This is a genomic window from Acinetobacter sp. MF4640, from assembly GCF_002018895.1.
Lineage (GTDB): Bacteria > Pseudomonadota > Gammaproteobacteria > Pseudomonadales > Moraxellaceae > Acinetobacter > Acinetobacter johnsonii.
On sequence record NZ_MVOM01000040.1, the window covers coordinates 1 to 15,626 of the forward strand.

Consider the following 15,626-nt stretch of genomic DNA (forward strand, 5'->3'; position numbering starts at 1 on the left):
GTTGCCATGTCACTGAATACTCGTCCTAGAAAGGCGTTAGATTGGCTTACACCATTAGAGAAATTTGCTCAGCTTGTTGATTATCATAAGGCTTTTGAAACTGTCGCACCTCATGTTTGAATTCGCCCTTTATCGAACCATTTTTCCACTACATTTGTCCATAAAACAAAGCCAATCAGCCCTCAATTATTAAGAATTTCTAAATGAAAAGCCTGACTTAGCTAAATGCTGCATCAGGCTCATTCACATGATTTAATTTTTTAGCAAATCGATCCAATAATATGCTCTGCGTGACAGGTCGCTCCCTGCTGAGCTGTCAACTGAATTACCCCACTTTGATGTGCAAGTACAGGAACTTCCATTTTCATGGCTTCCATAATCGCCACCACTTGCCCCTCTACGACCTGCTCTCCGTTTTCTACTTTCCAAGCGCTAATTACGCCATTGATTGGTGCAAGTAAGTGTTTAGCACTCACTGCTGTTTCTGTAGCTGGTTGGTCTTGAGACGTCATTGTAGGGTTTTGTGCAAACATGCCCGCAGGTAAGCCTAAACGGTGTAATTTCCCATCAATTTCAATATAGCTGAGTAACATCGGTTGTTGATGATTCGGAATACTGCGTTTCGTTGGCTTTAAGTCCTGTTTAAAATCATTTTCAATCCAACGAGTATGAACATTAAATGTGTCGGTAAAATCAGTTTCATTTAATACTGCACGGTGAAAGTCTAAAACCGACGCAACCCCTTCAATTTTAAATTGCTTCAGCGCACGTTTAGCGCGAGCGATCGCAATTTCACGGGTTGGGCCTGTGATAATCAGTTTTGCCATGAGCGAATCAAAATGACTCGACACCAAAGAACCAGTACGAACACCTGTGTCTACGCGTACGCCCTGACCAAATGGTGCTTCAAATAAACTCAATACACCAAATGCAGGAATGAAGCCACGAGCAGGGTCTTCAGCATTGATACGAAACTCAATGGCATGCCCCTGCGCTTTCGGGGTTTCTTTGATTGAAAGTTCATGGCCTTGAGCCACACGAATTTGCTCAACTACCAAATCGACATTGGCCGTTTCTTCCGTGACAGGATGTTCCACCTGCAAGCGGGTATTAACCTCTAAAAATGAAAGCTTTCCATCACGGCTCAGCAAATATTCAACAGTACCCGCACCGACATAGTTGGCTGCATGACAGATATTTTTGGCTGAAGTTAAAATTTCTTCATAAATTGCATCACTGATAAAAGGCGCTGGCGCTTCTTCAACAAGCTTCTGATTACGACGTTGTAGCGAACAGTCACGTGTACCTAAAACCACTACATTGCCATGTTGATCGGCAATCACTTGCGCTTCGACATGGCGTGGTTGATCTAAGTATTGCTCAACAAAACACTCACCGCGGCCAAAGGCTGATTGCGCTTCACGTACAGCCGAATCATACAGCTCTTTTACATCTTCCAGTTTCCAAACGACTTTTAAACCACGACCACCACCGCCAAACGCGGCTTTAATCGCAATAGGTAAACCAAACTGCTTTGCAAACTCAAGTGCTTCATCAGCATTATGTAAGGGGTCTTGTGTGCCTTGAACTAAAGGTGCACCCACTGAAGCCGCTATCTTACGTGCTTCAATTTTATCACCCAACTTTTCAATGGCACTGGGTGACGGCCCGACCCACTTTAAGCCTGCATCAATTACGGCCTGCGCAAATTCAGCACGTTCAGATAAAAAACCATAACCTGGATGCACCATGGTCGCCTTGGATTTTTTAGCAACCTCAAGAATGGCTGGAATATTCAAATAAGTTTCACGTGCCGTTGCACCGGCCAAACCCCATGCTTCATCCGCCAGTTCGACATGCATACTGTCCATATCGTCATCGGCATATAACGCAACTGAGCTAATACCCATATCACGGCAAGCATGAATAATACGAACGGCAATTTCACCACGGTTTGCAATTAATAATTTTTCAGTAGTCATCATTCATTCTCAAAATCTGTAAATTCGTTCATTTTTTTAAATTTGATTTGGCACCCTGCTGGAATCTGCGCCACCAAGTCCCAATGGTACTTTGCCACAGCCGCAATGACGGGGTAGCCACCAGTTAAAGGATGGTCATTCATAAACAGTACAGGTTGACCACTGGGTGGAATCTGTAAGGCACCAATACAAGTTCCCTCACTTTCCAACTCATGGGTAATTTTGCGCTGCAACGGCTGCTCACCTGAAAGTCTCAGTCCAACCCGATTGCTTTCATTCGTCACAAGCCAAGCTTGCTGACATAAGCGCTCAATGCTCTCCGCTTCGAACCAATCCGTTCGCGGTCCCATCACAATGTCGAGCTCTACTACATCGCCGACTTTGGGCAAGTGTAACTTCGCAATTTCGGTATTACTGATATTTGAAACTTCAACCTGTCCTTGATAAACCGTATCCCCCATTTTTAGAGGTTCTGGTCCTAATACGGCCAAACTATCAAATGAGGCGCTATTCAGCACAAGCTGTACGTCGATACCACCACGAATCGCCAAATAATTTCTTAGCCCTGCCGTCGGTGCTTGAATCTGAAATTCATCACCCTCATCAAGGGCAATCGCTTGATAACTCTCAAAGTCAGCCTTTTGGCCATCACTAAATTTCACGTGGATGTTTGAAATTGCTCCCGTAACCGAAATGACTGCGGACTGATGCATTTTTGCTTTCAAACCACCATTTAAAACTTCAATCACAGGCGTCGGAGTTGGGTTACCAACAATTCGATTTGCACTGTGCATCGCCGATACATCCATCGCCCCTGCAACACCAACCCCAATCTTGGTCTGATTAAAACGTCCTTCATCTTGGATCAGCATCTGTAAACTCGGTGCTGTTACCGTAAACAAAGGCATGGATTGTTTGGGCTCAACTGTACGAGTGACTTGCTGTGCTACGCTAACCGTGGTCGGTTGATGTGTGACATCTTCAAAATGTACCGTCATCCCCGGTAACAGTAGCGCTGGATTTTTACGTTCCAAATCCCACATTTTTTCAGCAGTCGTACCAATCAGCTGCCAGCCCCCCGGACTATCTTTCGGGTAAATCCCTGAATATTGTCCTGCCAGTCCCAAAGAACCCGACGGTATTTTTTTACGTGGCACAGTTAAGCGAGGAATATCTGTAAAAGGTCGATCGGGACTGCTCATATAAGCAAAGCCCGGTGCAAAGCCGATAAAAGCCACATTCCAAACACTTTGCTGATGTTTCAAAATCACATCAGCAATTGAAAGCCCTTGTAACTCTGCAACTTGAGCAAGATCTTCGCCCGTATAGCAGATAGGAATAATCAGCTCTTGGACATTACGCTCACCGCCTGAACCGATTTTTACAGTCTGAATCGAAGTAACCAATGTTTTAAAGCTGGTCTCGATTTCATTAAAAAAAACCAAAATCGTTTTTGCAGCAGGGACTAAGTCTTTAATTCCATTCAATTGCATCGTGTGCAATTTATTGTACAACGCCAATGTTTCATCTAGGCTGGCAAGCTCTATAAGAAAACAATCCGCGTTTACCGATAAAAAACGCATATGCCTATCCTTTTAAGTATTCTTTAGTGCCGCTTAACCTATCCATGCACGATCAGGAATGTCGGTAATGAACATATGACCGGGTGCATGGCTAATGGCAAAAGGAATTTTTGAGTTCATCACCGCTGCTTGTGGGGTTACACCACAAGCCCAAAACACTGGAATTTCCCTAGCCTCAATACGTGAAGCATCGCCAAAGTCTGGCTGATTCACATCACGAATGCCTAAACCTTCAGGATGTCCAATATGCACGGGCGCACCATGAACACTCGGCATCCGTGCTGTAATTTTGACGGCATCCGTGATTTGATGGGATGGAATTGGACGCATAGACACCACCATATTGCCCGAAATACGACCCGCAGGCTGACATTGAATATTACTCAAATACATCGGTACATTGGTCTGATCATGGATATGACGAACTTCAATACCTGCTTCTTGCAATGCAGTTTCAAAAGAAAAACTACAGCCAATTAGAAACGTCACCAAGTCAGGATGTGCATGATAAATGTCACTCGCATCAGTGACTTCATCGACCATTTCACCCTCTTTCCAGATACGATAGCGTGGAAAGTCGGTGCGTATATCTGAGTTTTCTGCCAGTCTCGTGGCATATACACCTTCCTCTAGCACGTCTAAAACAGGACAGCTTTGCGGATTGCGATGTGCATACAGTAGAAAATCATAAGCCCAATCTTTAGGCACCGAAATCATATTGACCTGCGTCATGCCCGCAGCCATACCCGCCGTTGGTTTGTCAAAGCCTGCACGGATTTTTAAACGTGCGGCTAAAGCGGCTTCAAGCTGTGCTGAGTCGACTCGGATATCCTTATACATTGCGTAATTCCTCATGCTTTAAGACAAAGGGGCGAATTTCAATATGATGATTTAACAGTTCAGCTTTAATCGCAACCGACATCTCTAAGGCACCTGCGGTGTCACCATGTAAGCAAATCGTGTCCGCTTGAATCGGGGTAAATACACCATCAATCGACTCAACGCCGCCATTTTTCAACATAGACACTACACGGCGTGCCACAAAGGCCGAATCATGTAAAACAGCGCCGTCCAAACGTCGTGAAACCAATGAGCCATCACTGTTATAAGCACGGTCTGCAAATGCCTCAGATACAACCTTTAAGCCTGCTGCACGTGCTTGCTCAACCAAGTGGGAACCTGCCAGTGCCACCAAAACCAGTTCTGGGTTATACATCTTGATAGCATCAATCACCGCAGCGGCTTGAGCGTGGTCGTGTGCAATGGTGTTATACAGTGCACCATGTGGTTTCACATATTGCACTTGAGAACCAGCCACTTTAGCTAGACCATCCAGTGCAGAAATTTGATACAGCACATCGGCAATCAGCTCATCACGTGACACATCCATATTACGGCGACCAAAACCGACAAGGTCTGGATAAGATACATGCGCGCCAATCGTGACATTTAATTCAACAGCCTTCCGCAGTGTCTTTAAAATCCCCAGCGGATCACCTGCATGAAAGCCACATGCAATATTGGCACTCGTGACCACAGGTAGAATTTGGTCATCATTGCCCATTTTCCACGAACCAAAACTTTCACCCAAGTCACTATTTAAATCTACAAACATGGCTTAATTCCTTTATCACTTCACCATCGTCTGGCTTAAAGTTTGGTTAAATAATTAAAGACTGTAGTAAAGGACATATAGCCCATCCACCATGTCAACATACATGTGAGTACACCCAAAATAAGTAACCATTTTGGATAGTTATAATTCCCCATCATATCTTTACGACAAGCAGCTACATAAACAAAAATCGTTAAACCAATTGGCAGTACCAAGCCATTAAAGCCACCAACAAAAATCAAAAGTCCAGCAGGGGTTGCGCCCAGTACGACATACAGTAATAAAGCTAAAGAGATAAATGTAATGGTGGTGTAATTGGTTTGCTTTGGACTGAGGTTTTTCTTAAATGCGGTAAAGAATGAAACCGAAGTATAAGCGGCGCCAATGGTACTACTGATCCCTGCTGCCCAGAAAATTAGACCAAATAATTTATAACCAAAAGTTCCTGCGGCATATTGAAAAGCTTGCGCTGCGGGATTGGCATCATGGCTGGCTAAATCAATACTTGCGCCACTTACCACCACACCCAAGAAAGCTAAAAACAGCACATAACGCATGGGTGGTGTTTTAAAAAGTATGCTGACATTAAATGAAGCCATTATTGATGTAAAAGAAGGTTAAGTCGAAGGCTTTAAAATGGTTTTCAAGCATTTTGGAGAAATTGCAACTTCTTCTAAAACCACGCCTTATTCGATGCCTTATTTTGCAATTATTACCTTCAATTCCTACAGTAAAAAACTTACCAATACTTTGCTTGCAGTTTTTAAAAGCAGTGATGAAACTGTCCCAATGATCACTTGCAATTCGGGTGTAGTGAATACCTAATTGTTTAAGCTTTGTCTTCAACCTTTGGACTGTAGCTAAATCTCTCTTACCCCAAACATAAGCAACAATCTCACCTGTTTTTCGATGGTAGGCGTAAATAAGCCATTGTTTATTATTTTTATTTCCAACAAAAGTCCAGAATTCATCTACTTCGAGAGATTCATAATGACTTTGTTTAGGCTGAATTTGATAGGCCGATTCAGTTAAAGTCCGTAAGACTTTACCGATACTAATGCGCTCAACTTCAGCGATATCTCGTATACCGCTGCCTCTGACCATTAACTGTAATATTTTACGAGTAATGCCAGAATTACATCCTAGATAGCTCAGAGCATGGTCACCAATAAACTGACGTTTGCAGTCTTTGCATTGGTAGTTTTGTTTCCCATCTACTTTGATACCATTTTTCTTTATACTGTCACTGAGGCAGGTTGGACATTTGATTTCTAGAGTTATTTGCATTTCTCTATTTTATCAAAATTCAACCTGCTTTTTTTTAGCATACTTTTTGATACACCACCAACGCATGATGCCTACAACCACAATACCTTTGGTTGCGGCTCTTGCAACTTCATCAATATTTTCAGGGCCAACCGCACCTTTATCCAGTAAACGATGGGCGCCTGCATAGCAGATATAGCCGCCGACCGTTCCACCAACAATCGTGGTGATGATGGCAAAATCAATCTGGTCGGGTGCAAACGTTTGATGAACAGCTTGGCCCACAGGTGGCATCACAATGACGGCAACAATGATAATCAAGATGATTTTGAGCAACCCCAAAACGATCATACTTTTATCCATGGCCAGCGTGGCTTTTCTTGAAGCAAAAATTAAAATGGCCAAAGCACCACTTAAAATGCCGCCCCATTTGGTGTCCAAACCAAATAAGGCATTGAGACCTAAAGCCGCACCTGCAATATTACCAATACTGAAGAAAAAGCCACCCAAAATGACCAGAAAAGCCAGTAAGTAACCACTGCCCGGCAAGGCTTTATTGGCAATATCCGAAGCACGCATTTGCGTCAGTGTTACGACACGCCAAATATTTTGCTGAACTACATAATCAATCAAAATAGACACGAGAATGGCAAAGCCAAACGCCGCACCCAATTTCACAGTAAAGACCGCGGTTTGAGTTAGAAAACCAGGTCCCATTGCAGAGGTTGCCATCATGAAGATTGAAGCAACAATGGCCCATTGGCGATCTGATAAAAAAGAAGATTTTAATAAAGACATATTTAATGCGTTCCTCGTCCATTTGAGCTTAATAACGCTATTTTCAAGTTGAACCAAGAACATCATTTTGCTTACAAATTCTGTTCTTAAATCCCTTTAACTGACAAAGATTCCCTGTTGCCCAACCAAAGCCATGGCGGATCAAATCTTCTATTTGAAATAAGAACATAGGCAAGCGCGATGAACAATACGACTTTTTACATCCATTATTAAAACCAAATAACTGTATTTTATTATTTTTTATTTATTAAAAGTCTAATGATAAATTTTACTTATCACGCACGATAAGCTGCTTTTATGGTTTTTTAACAAATTACGTTTTGAGATAAAGGAACATCGCTTGTCAAAAAGCTGCGTATGCCTCAATTATTTTTTAATTTTCTCAAGCAGTCTTTTCATTGCACTTTCAGAAACAGTGACTGCGACATCGGTTAATTTCTCTTTCAAGGCAGCATCATTTCCTTGCATATAAATCGAGGTGAAATGAAAAGTTTTGAGCTGGATCGGGGTATTTAAAATTTCCAAGCGACCATCGGTAATTTCCTTTAGCGCCGTTAAGGTCGGTACAACGGCGATCCCTAAACCTTGCTCCGCAAGACGCAATAAGGTCGCAAGCGAATAACTGGTAATAGACAGCGGCTCATCCAGTGCCTGCTCTTTCATTTTGGCCTTGAGCTCTTTATAGGGATAGGTAATTTTCGGGTAGGTTAAAATGGTATGAGACATTAATGCATTAAACGACATTTGACCCACACCACCTTTAAAAGATGGAGCTGCCAAAAAACTCAGTTCAAAGTCGCACAGCGCCTGCTCTACACACTCAAAAGCCAAAGTCGGGCCCAGCAAAAAGGCCATGTCCAAATCCCCCGTACGTACACCTTCTTGCAAATTTGGGGTTAAATCCACCACAATTTCCACAGAAACTTTGGGAAACTCTTTTTGTACTTTTTCGATATATTCAACCAACCACGTATAAACGATGGTCTCGGAAACACCTAAACGAATCGTTCCTGTGAGGTGCTGGTTTTCAGTCAGCTCAGCCACCAAATCGGTTTCCAAACGCATAAACTTTTCAGCATATTTAAACAGGGTCATGCCTTTATGAGTGGGTTTAAGCTGTCTAAAGCTGCGATCGAGAACTTTAAAACCTAAATCATTTTCAAGAGAGATGATTTTTTGTGAAACGGCAGGCTGAGTCGTTTGTAATTTTGTGGCAGCCTTATTGAAACTATTTAAAGTCACAACCCAATAAAATGCTTCTAGATTTTTTAAATTCACCCTGAACCCTGCCTTTACTCCATCCCGCTTATAGTACGGCAGTTCCCCCTATTTTTTAAGTTCCTGTTTTATATAATTTCAAAATGTCTTACGAGATGACGCTCATTCAAGCGCTATGCCTTGCCCAAATACATCCATTTTGCGTCTTTTACAACCTTACTCGGTCTAACCGGATCAAGGCTCTTTAAATCAAGTTGAATCAAAAAAGACACTTGTAAAAAGCAATATTTATTCGTGCTGCGCTTCATTCCAGCACGAATCATCATAAAAAAAGCACCTTTGTTAAAAAGATGCTTTTTTAAACTCAACTGAAAAGGGAGTGTAAAAATCTAAAAGCGCTTATTTACTCTTCTGTAAACGTAAAGCATTTAAGACTACGGACAATGAGCTCAATGACATCGCCACCGCAGCGAACATTGGGGTGAGTAATAACCCTGTTAATGGATAGAAAATTCCTGCTGCCACAGGTACACCCAAACCGTTATACACAAAGGAAAAAGCAAGGTTCTGTTTCATATTACGCACACCTAGTTTCGCCATATGTAGCGCATCGGCTGCACCACGAATGTCGCCTTTAACCAAGGTGACTTGCGCGGTTTGTTTAGCAATATCAGTTCCATTACCCATGGCAATTCCAACATTGGCTTGTGCCAAGGCTGGTGCATCGTTAATGCCATCTCCCGCCATCGCGACAATTTTACCCTGAGCCTGATATTTCTTCACGATGTCCAGTTTTTCAGTTGGCGTACAGTTACCATAGACTTGTTGAATACCCAATTCCTTAGCCACTAACTGGGCATTTTGTTCGTGGTCACCTGTTGCCATGACCACTTCAATACCATCATCAATCAGCTGTTGAATGACTTGCTGCGCATTGGCCTTAATCGCATCGTGAATAGAAATATAAGCCAGCACTTCTTGGCTATTGCTTAAGAAACTGATCACATTGCCTGTCGCACGCTGCTGGATCAACTGGCTTTGCAAAGTACCATCTAAAGTGATGCCGAGTTGCTCAAGCAGCTTTTGGCTACCAATATAGAGGGTTTGCTCGCCAATCTGCCCTTTGACGCCAAAGCCAGTCACATCCTCAAAGTCTGCCACTTTAAGCAATTGCTGCGCTGGGACTAACTGTGTCAAAGTCTGTGCAATCGGGTGACTTGAATATTGCTCAATCGAAGCAATCCACTGTTCCGCTTGCGCTTGGTTCACATTTGGGCTGAGCAACTGAATTTCTTTAAGACTCGGTTTACCTTCCGTCAGAGTCCCTGTTTTATCGACAATCAGCGTATTCACTTTACTTAAAGCTTCAATCGCCTCTGCATCTTTAAACAGTACCCCTTTTTGTGCCGCACGACCTGTAGTGGCCATCACAGACATTGGTGTTGCCAAACCCAGCGCACATGGGCAGGCAATAATCAAGACCGCCACCGCACACATCAGTGCCAAGTCAAATTGCGCACCACCAAACACCATCCAAGCAGCAAAGGTCAGTACACTAATCAATAACACCACAATCACAAAATATTTGGCAAACACATCGGCCAAACGTTGTAACGGTGCTTTAGAACGCTGTGCTTCTGCAACTGTCTGAATCATTTTCGCCAAAGTCGTATTCGCCCCGACCGCCGTGGTTTGAATACGAATACTGCCTTGTTGATTGACCGTACCGCCGATCACGGTGTCATGCACTTGTTTTTTCACAGGTACAGGCTCGCCTGTCATCATGGCTTCATCGACATAGGTTTTGCCTTCCACCACCACACCGTCCAGTGGAATCTGCTCACCCGAGGAAATTTGTAAAATATCGCCTTGTTTGACCATGCCAATATCCACTTCAACCACTTGATCGTTTTGAACCAACTTGGCTGTATTGGCTTGCAGTTTGAGTAAAGCTTTCAGTGAGTCTGCTGTCTTGGCACGTGCTTTTAACTCCATGATTTGACCGAGCAAACTTAATGATACGATCATACAAGCCGCCTCAAAGTACACTGCAACACCGTGCCCAGTTTTGGCTTCCATTGGAATAACACTTGGGAAAATCGTTGCCACCACACTATAGATATAGGCCGCCAACACCCCGACACCAATGAGGCTCCACATATTCAAGTTGCGGGTTTTATATGAGGTCCAGCAACGCTCAATAAAGGGTTTACCCGCCCATAGCACTACAGGAGTCGCCAGCACTAACTCAATCCACGGCTGAATATGCGGTGAAATGAAACTATGAATATGTGAACCCATCGCCAGTACAAATACAATCAACGTCAGCGGCAAGGTCATCCAAAAGCGATGGCTAAAATCCACCAATTCAGGGTTCGGTGCATCATCTAAAGTCGGTTGCATCGGCTCGAGTGCCATACCACAAATCGGACACGTCCCCGGTCCCTTTTGTACAATTTCAGGGTCCATCGGACAGGTATAGTCCATATCCGCAGCCCCTTCAGGCACAGGACGCTGATCGGGTGGAATCAAGTAGAACTCAGGGTCAGCCTTAAACTTATCTAAGCAAGAAGGATTACAGAAATAATAAGTCTGTTGCTGATAATCCGTTTTTAACTCTGTATTCGGATCAACGGACATACCACAGACAGGGTCCATAAACTCAGCTGATCCAGATGGAGCACTATGTTCATGCTTTCCTCCACCACAGCAGCTACTTTGGGCAGCTCCTGCTTTCGGCTTGGGTACACAGCAACTGGCTTTGGTGTCTGATTCTGTTTGAGAGTTAGACTCACAACAGGATGCTTTTTTCTCCACCACTTTCGAGGTCGAACCACAACAACCTGAGGCTTTCACTACAGAATTTGAACGTTCAGCCTTTACATAAGCCTCTGGGGTTGCAATAAACTTTTGCAAACATTTTTCACTACAAAAATAGTAGTCCTGTCCCTGCCACTCGGTGTGAGGTTTACTTAAATCCGTCACAGTCATACCGCATACAGGATCAATAAATGTGGTCTTCTCCGAACCTAACGCTAGCTTTGAAACTAAAACCATACCCCCATCTTGAGATTGCAAAGATGCCTCAGCTAAATCCACTTTGGGTTTACTGCAACAAGCACTGGTCGCTTTTTCTGATGTTAAGTAAGCCTCTGGGTTGGCCGAAAATTTCTTTAAACAGCCTGAGCAACAAAACAAATAACGAACTGATTGATGCTCATACACATAAGGAGAGTCCTCTGCCACTGTCATCCCACAGACAGGATCAATACTCACCACCATCGGCGCTAATTTCTGTTTGGAACAGCAAGAAGTCTTGTGTTGCTCACTCATTCTGACTCACCTTTTATTTTTTGATTGTGTTAGCATAAAGTCTGTACCTAGGTACTGAGTCAAGCCTTTTGGAGATTATTTTATGCTCACTATCGGCAAGCTGGCAAAACACTGTCAGGTGAATGTGGAAACGATTCGTTATTATCAACGGATCGGTCTGATGCGCATTCCTGAAACCACACAAAACTATCGCTATTACAGTCAGCAAGATATTGAAACTTTAAGCTTTATACAAAAAGGCAAAGATGCGGGCTTACAACTCAGTGAAATTCAAGATCTGTTGCATTTACAACTGGATGATCGCGAAAAAGTACGTGATGTGATTCAGCAACGACTGGAAAAAATTGATCAACGGATTCAAGAACTGAATGCACTTAAACAACGCCTTTCAAGTTGGGTGGATGAATGTAAAACCACCACCGACAGTTGCTGCCCAATTTTGCAAGAACTGAAAAAAGGTTCAACGATTGAACCATAAACAGATACCATCTTTTAACTTTGGCGATCATTTTCACACTCACCTTTTCGATACTCAGGACTGCGTTCACCATGTCGATTGAACTTGCCCAACTCAGAAAACAGCTTCGCAAACAACGCAGACAAGTTTCCGCCTATCAACAGCAGCAGTCCGAACTGCAAATTTTACAGCGCCTAAGACGTGCGCCCGAATTCAAACATGCCACTCGCATCGGGATCTACCTACATGCTTTTGGGGAAATTCAGACCCGTAAAATTATTGAATATTGTTTTCATCAAAAAAAGTCTGTGTATTTACCGATGATTTGCAATATGAATCAGCGTTTAGTGTGGGTCAAAGTTTCACGCAATCAATTTCAAAATAAACGCTTTTCACACCATCCGCTGGGTATGCAAGAGCCCATGGCAACACGTGGCCAGCACGTTTCACATTTAGATCTGCTACTCATGCCCTTATTGGCGTGTGATCCTTATGGCACACGCATTGGCATGGGCGGAGGTTTTTATGACAAAACCTTAGCTTCTGCGCCCTATCACCGTCCGTTTCGTTTGGGTTTGGCTCATCACTTTCAGCTGGTCTCACAGCGCTTGATTCGAGAAACATGGGATCAGCCTTTGGATGGGCTGCTGACCCCTCAACAGCATTTACGCTTCAAGCGCTAAAATTGACATTTTTGACTGTTGAGAATACTTAAAAATCACATGTTTAGTCATTTTTTATACAATTTATTTTGACCTGCCCTTGTATTTTTTAAAATACCCATCACTATAAAAAACATGGCAACACCGTTGTCACTCATTAGGAGTGCCCATGTCTGAAATTATTATGAATCAAGAAACCTTAGAGCCTCAGGTTCCAAGTGTATTACCACTTTTAGCGTTACGTGATGTGGTGGTGTATCCACACATGCAAATCGCGCTATTTGTAGGTCGTGAAAAATCGATCAATGCAGTTGATGTGGCTCGTAACAGTGACAATCTAGTATTTGTAGTTGCTCAAAAAGATTCTCTTTCAGAAGAAATTGATCACGACAACTTATATCAATACGGTACTGTCGCGAAGATTGTGCAAGTTGTGAATCATGAAAATGATGAAAACTGTATAAAAGTATTAATTGAAGGCTTGCATCGTTCAAAGCTAGAAAAAATCATTGATGAAAATGATTATCTAACCGCAGAACATGCACTTAGCCCAATGTCAGTCCACATTGACGAAACAACGCAAGAAACACGTGTTCAAGAATTACGTGCTCTGTTTGCTCAATATGCTGAAGCAAAACTGCGTAATGCACGTGAACTGATTGCTGCTGCGAACAAGATTGACGATTTACTGCAATTGTTATTCTTCGTAGCGACCCGTGTTCCACTGAATATTGATGTAAAGCAAAAATTCCTCGAACACGATGAGTTTGAAGCACATCTACAAGAACTGATGACGTATTTATTGCAACAATCTGAAGAACAACAGATTGAGCAAACTTTACATGACTCAGTGAAGCGTCAAATGGAGAAAAATCAACGCGAATACTTCCTCAATGAAAAGATGAAGGTGATTCAGCGTGAGCTTTCTGACATGAATGGCGGCGCGGAAGATGACGTTGCTGAAATTGAAAAACGTCTTGCCGAAGCTGATTTGCCTGAACACGTGCGCAAAAAAGCGGAAAGCGAATTCCGTAAACTCAAAGCAATGCAACCTGCGTCTAGTGAAGCGGCTGTGGTGCGCAATTATATCGAGGCCATTTTAGATACGCCTTGGAATAAAGCCAGCAAAGTCAGCATTAACTTAAGCAAAGCGCAAGAAATTTTGGATACCGATCATTACGGCTTAGATGACGTGAAAGATCGTATCGTGGAATATTTAGCGGTTCAATCTCGCGTGAAAAAACTCAAAGGCCCAATCCTTTGTTTGGTTGGCCCTCCAGGTGTAGGTAAAACTTCACTGGGTGAATCGGTTGCTAAAGCGACAGGTCGTGAGTTTGTGCGTATGGCACTTGGTGGCGTACGTGACGAAGCGGAAATCCGTGGTCACCGTCGTACTTATATCGGTGCGATGCCGGGTAAAATTGTGCAGTCTTTAACGAAAGTTGGCGTGAAGAACCCTTTGTTCTTGCTCGACGAAATCGACAAGATGGCACAAGACTACCGTGGCGACCCTGCTTCTGCATTGCTTGAAGTACTCGATCCATCACAGAACAGCAAGTTTAACGATCACTATTTAGATCTTGATCTGGACCTGTCTGAAGTGATGTTCATCTGTACTGCCAACAGCATGAATATTCCAGAAGCATTGCTTGATCGTATGGAAGTGATTCGTCTACCGGGTTATACCGAAGATGAAAAAGTGAATATTGCTGAGCGTTACCTTGTTCCGAAAGCAATGAAGAACAATGGTTTACGTGCGAAAGAATTGACTGTTCATGAAGAAGCGATTCGTGACATCGTACAACGTTATACACGTGAAGCCGGTGTGCGTAGCTTAGAGCGTGAAGTCTCTAAAATTGCCCGTAAAGTGGTAAAAGAAGCGGTCAGCAAGAAAGCGAAAAACCTGCAAGTTGATGTGACTTCGGCCAATCTTCCAGACTACTTAGGTCCACATAAGTTTGACTTTGGTATGGCGGAAGACGAAGCCCAAGTCGGTCGTGTTAACGGTTTAGCGTGGACTTCAGTCGGTGGTGAGTTGTTGACCATTGAAGTTGCAGCAGTCAAAGGCAAAGGTAAATTCATTACCACGGGTTCACTCGGTGATGTAATGAAAGAATCCATTACCGCAGCCATGACTGTCGTGCGTACCCGTGCAGATGAATTGGGTATCGAGTCGACACGCTTTGAAGAAACCGATATTCACGTGCACTTACCAGAAGGTGCAACACCGAAAGATGGTCCATCTGCAGGTTTAGCGTTAACAACTGCATTGGTTTCTGCTTTCACAGGTATCCCAATTCGCCCTGACATTGCCATGACAGGTGAAACCAGTCTCGGTGGTCGTGCAATGCGCATTGGTGGCTTGAAAGAGAAACTTCTGGCTGCACACCGTGGTGGAATTAAGCTGGTCTTCATTCCTCAAGACAACGTCCGTGATTTATCTGAAATCCCTGACAATGTTAAAGAAGGTTTAGAGATTAAAGCGGTGAAGTCGATTGATGAGATTTTACCACTGGCGTTGACCTCTATGCCTGAGCCTTTGGTCAAAGCACCAATAGTGAAAGCGGTCGATGAAGGCAAAAAAGCTGCACGCCACTAATTCCGCATCGTAAAAAGAGAGAGCTTCGGCTCTCTTTTTTATTACAATTTACTGTAGATAACACCACACATCTTTATGCTTTTATTTCCTACAATAATTTGATCAAGGGATAC

General features: G+C 43.3%; 11 protein-coding genes and 3 pseudogenes. 4 read left to right on the forward strand and 10 right to left on the reverse strand.

The window, feature by feature from the left end; all coding sequences use genetic code 11:
* Positions 1-120 (forward strand): annotated as a pseudogene (locus MF4640_RS19035) (IS30 family transposase); the annotation flags it as partial.
* A 140-nt stretch (positions 121-260) separates the two neighbouring features.
* Here MF4640_RS19035 and MF4640_RS13245 read toward each other — a convergent pair.
* The 10 genes and pseudogenes from MF4640_RS13245 to MF4640_RS13285 form a co-directional block, all read right to left on the reverse strand.
* Complete coding sequence (locus MF4640_RS13245; RefSeq protein ID WP_101495486.1) at positions 261-1,982, reverse strand: acetyl/propionyl/methylcrotonyl-CoA carboxylase subunit alpha; 1,722 nt, start codon at positions 1,980-1,982, stop codon at positions 261-263.
* The gene (locus MF4640_RS13250) at positions 1,982-3,565 is read right to left on the reverse strand and encodes an urea amidolyase family protein (protein WP_078389887.1); all 1,584 of its coding nucleotides are present in this window, start codon (positions 3,563-3,565) and stop codon (positions 1,982-1,984) included. The genes MF4640_RS13245 and MF4640_RS13250 overlap by 1 nt, the downstream gene beginning before the upstream one ends.
* A gap of 33 nt (positions 3,566-3,598) precedes the next feature.
* Positions 3,599-4,405: a putative hydro-lyase gene (locus MF4640_RS13255; protein ID WP_078389888.1), complete on the reverse strand. Its 807-nt coding sequence runs from the start codon at positions 4,403-4,405 to the stop codon at positions 3,599-3,601.
* On the reverse strand, positions 4,398-5,180 hold the full coding sequence (locus MF4640_RS13260; RefSeq protein WP_078389889.1) for a LamB/YcsF family protein: 783 nt from the start codon (positions 5,178-5,180) through the stop codon (positions 4,398-4,400). The genes MF4640_RS13255 and MF4640_RS13260 overlap by 8 nt, the downstream gene beginning before the upstream one ends.
* A 35-nt stretch (positions 5,181-5,215) precedes the next feature.
* Positions 5,216-5,737: pseudogene (locus MF4640_RS13265) on the reverse strand (divalent metal cation transporter); the annotation flags it as partial.
* 28 nt (positions 5,738-5,765) lie between these two features.
* Positions 5,766-6,467, reverse strand: coding sequence for an IS1 family transposase (locus MF4640_RS13270; protein ID WP_078389890.1), 702 nt, complete (start codon positions 6,465-6,467; stop codon positions 5,766-5,768).
* A 57-nt stretch (positions 6,468-6,524) separates the two neighbouring features.
* Positions 6,525-7,266: pseudogene (locus MF4640_RS13275) on the reverse strand (NRAMP family divalent metal transporter); the annotation flags it as partial.
* A 344-nt stretch (positions 7,267-7,610) separates the two neighbouring features.
* Positions 7,611-8,522 (reverse strand): LysR family transcriptional regulator MumR, encoded by a 912-nt coding sequence (gene mumR, locus MF4640_RS13280; RefSeq protein WP_078389891.1) that lies wholly within the window; start codon positions 8,520-8,522, stop codon positions 7,611-7,613.
* A 113-nt stretch (positions 8,523-8,635) separates the two neighbouring features.
* Positions 8,636-8,788: a hypothetical protein gene (locus MF4640_RS19480; RefSeq protein ID WP_171263890.1), complete on the reverse strand. Its 153-nt coding sequence runs from the start codon at positions 8,786-8,788 to the stop codon at positions 8,636-8,638.
* A 73-nt stretch (positions 8,789-8,861) separates the two neighbouring features.
* Entirely contained in the window at positions 8,862-11,795 is a 2,934-nt protein-coding gene (locus MF4640_RS13285) for a heavy metal translocating P-type ATPase (RefSeq protein ID WP_078389892.1), read from the reverse strand.
* Positions 11,796-11,877: 82 nt separating this feature from the next.
* Between MF4640_RS13285 and MF4640_RS13290 the strand changes: the two genes are divergently transcribed.
* The 3 genes from MF4640_RS13290 (at position 11,878) to lon (ending at position 15,513) form a co-directional block, all read left to right on the forward strand.
* Complete coding sequence (locus MF4640_RS13290) at positions 11,878-12,273, forward strand: MerR family transcriptional regulator (protein ID WP_078389893.1); 396 nt, start codon at positions 11,878-11,880, stop codon at positions 12,271-12,273.
* A gap of 71 nt (positions 12,274-12,344) precedes the next feature.
* Entirely contained in the window at positions 12,345-12,935 is a 591-nt protein-coding gene (locus tag MF4640_RS13295; protein WP_078389894.1) for a 5-formyltetrahydrofolate cyclo-ligase, read from the forward strand.
* 148 nt (positions 12,936-13,083) lie between these two features.
* Positions 13,084-15,513, forward strand: coding sequence for an endopeptidase La (gene lon, locus MF4640_RS13300; protein WP_078389895.1), 2,430 nt, complete (start codon positions 13,084-13,086; stop codon positions 15,511-15,513).
* Positions 15,514-15,626 lie beyond the last annotated feature (113 nt).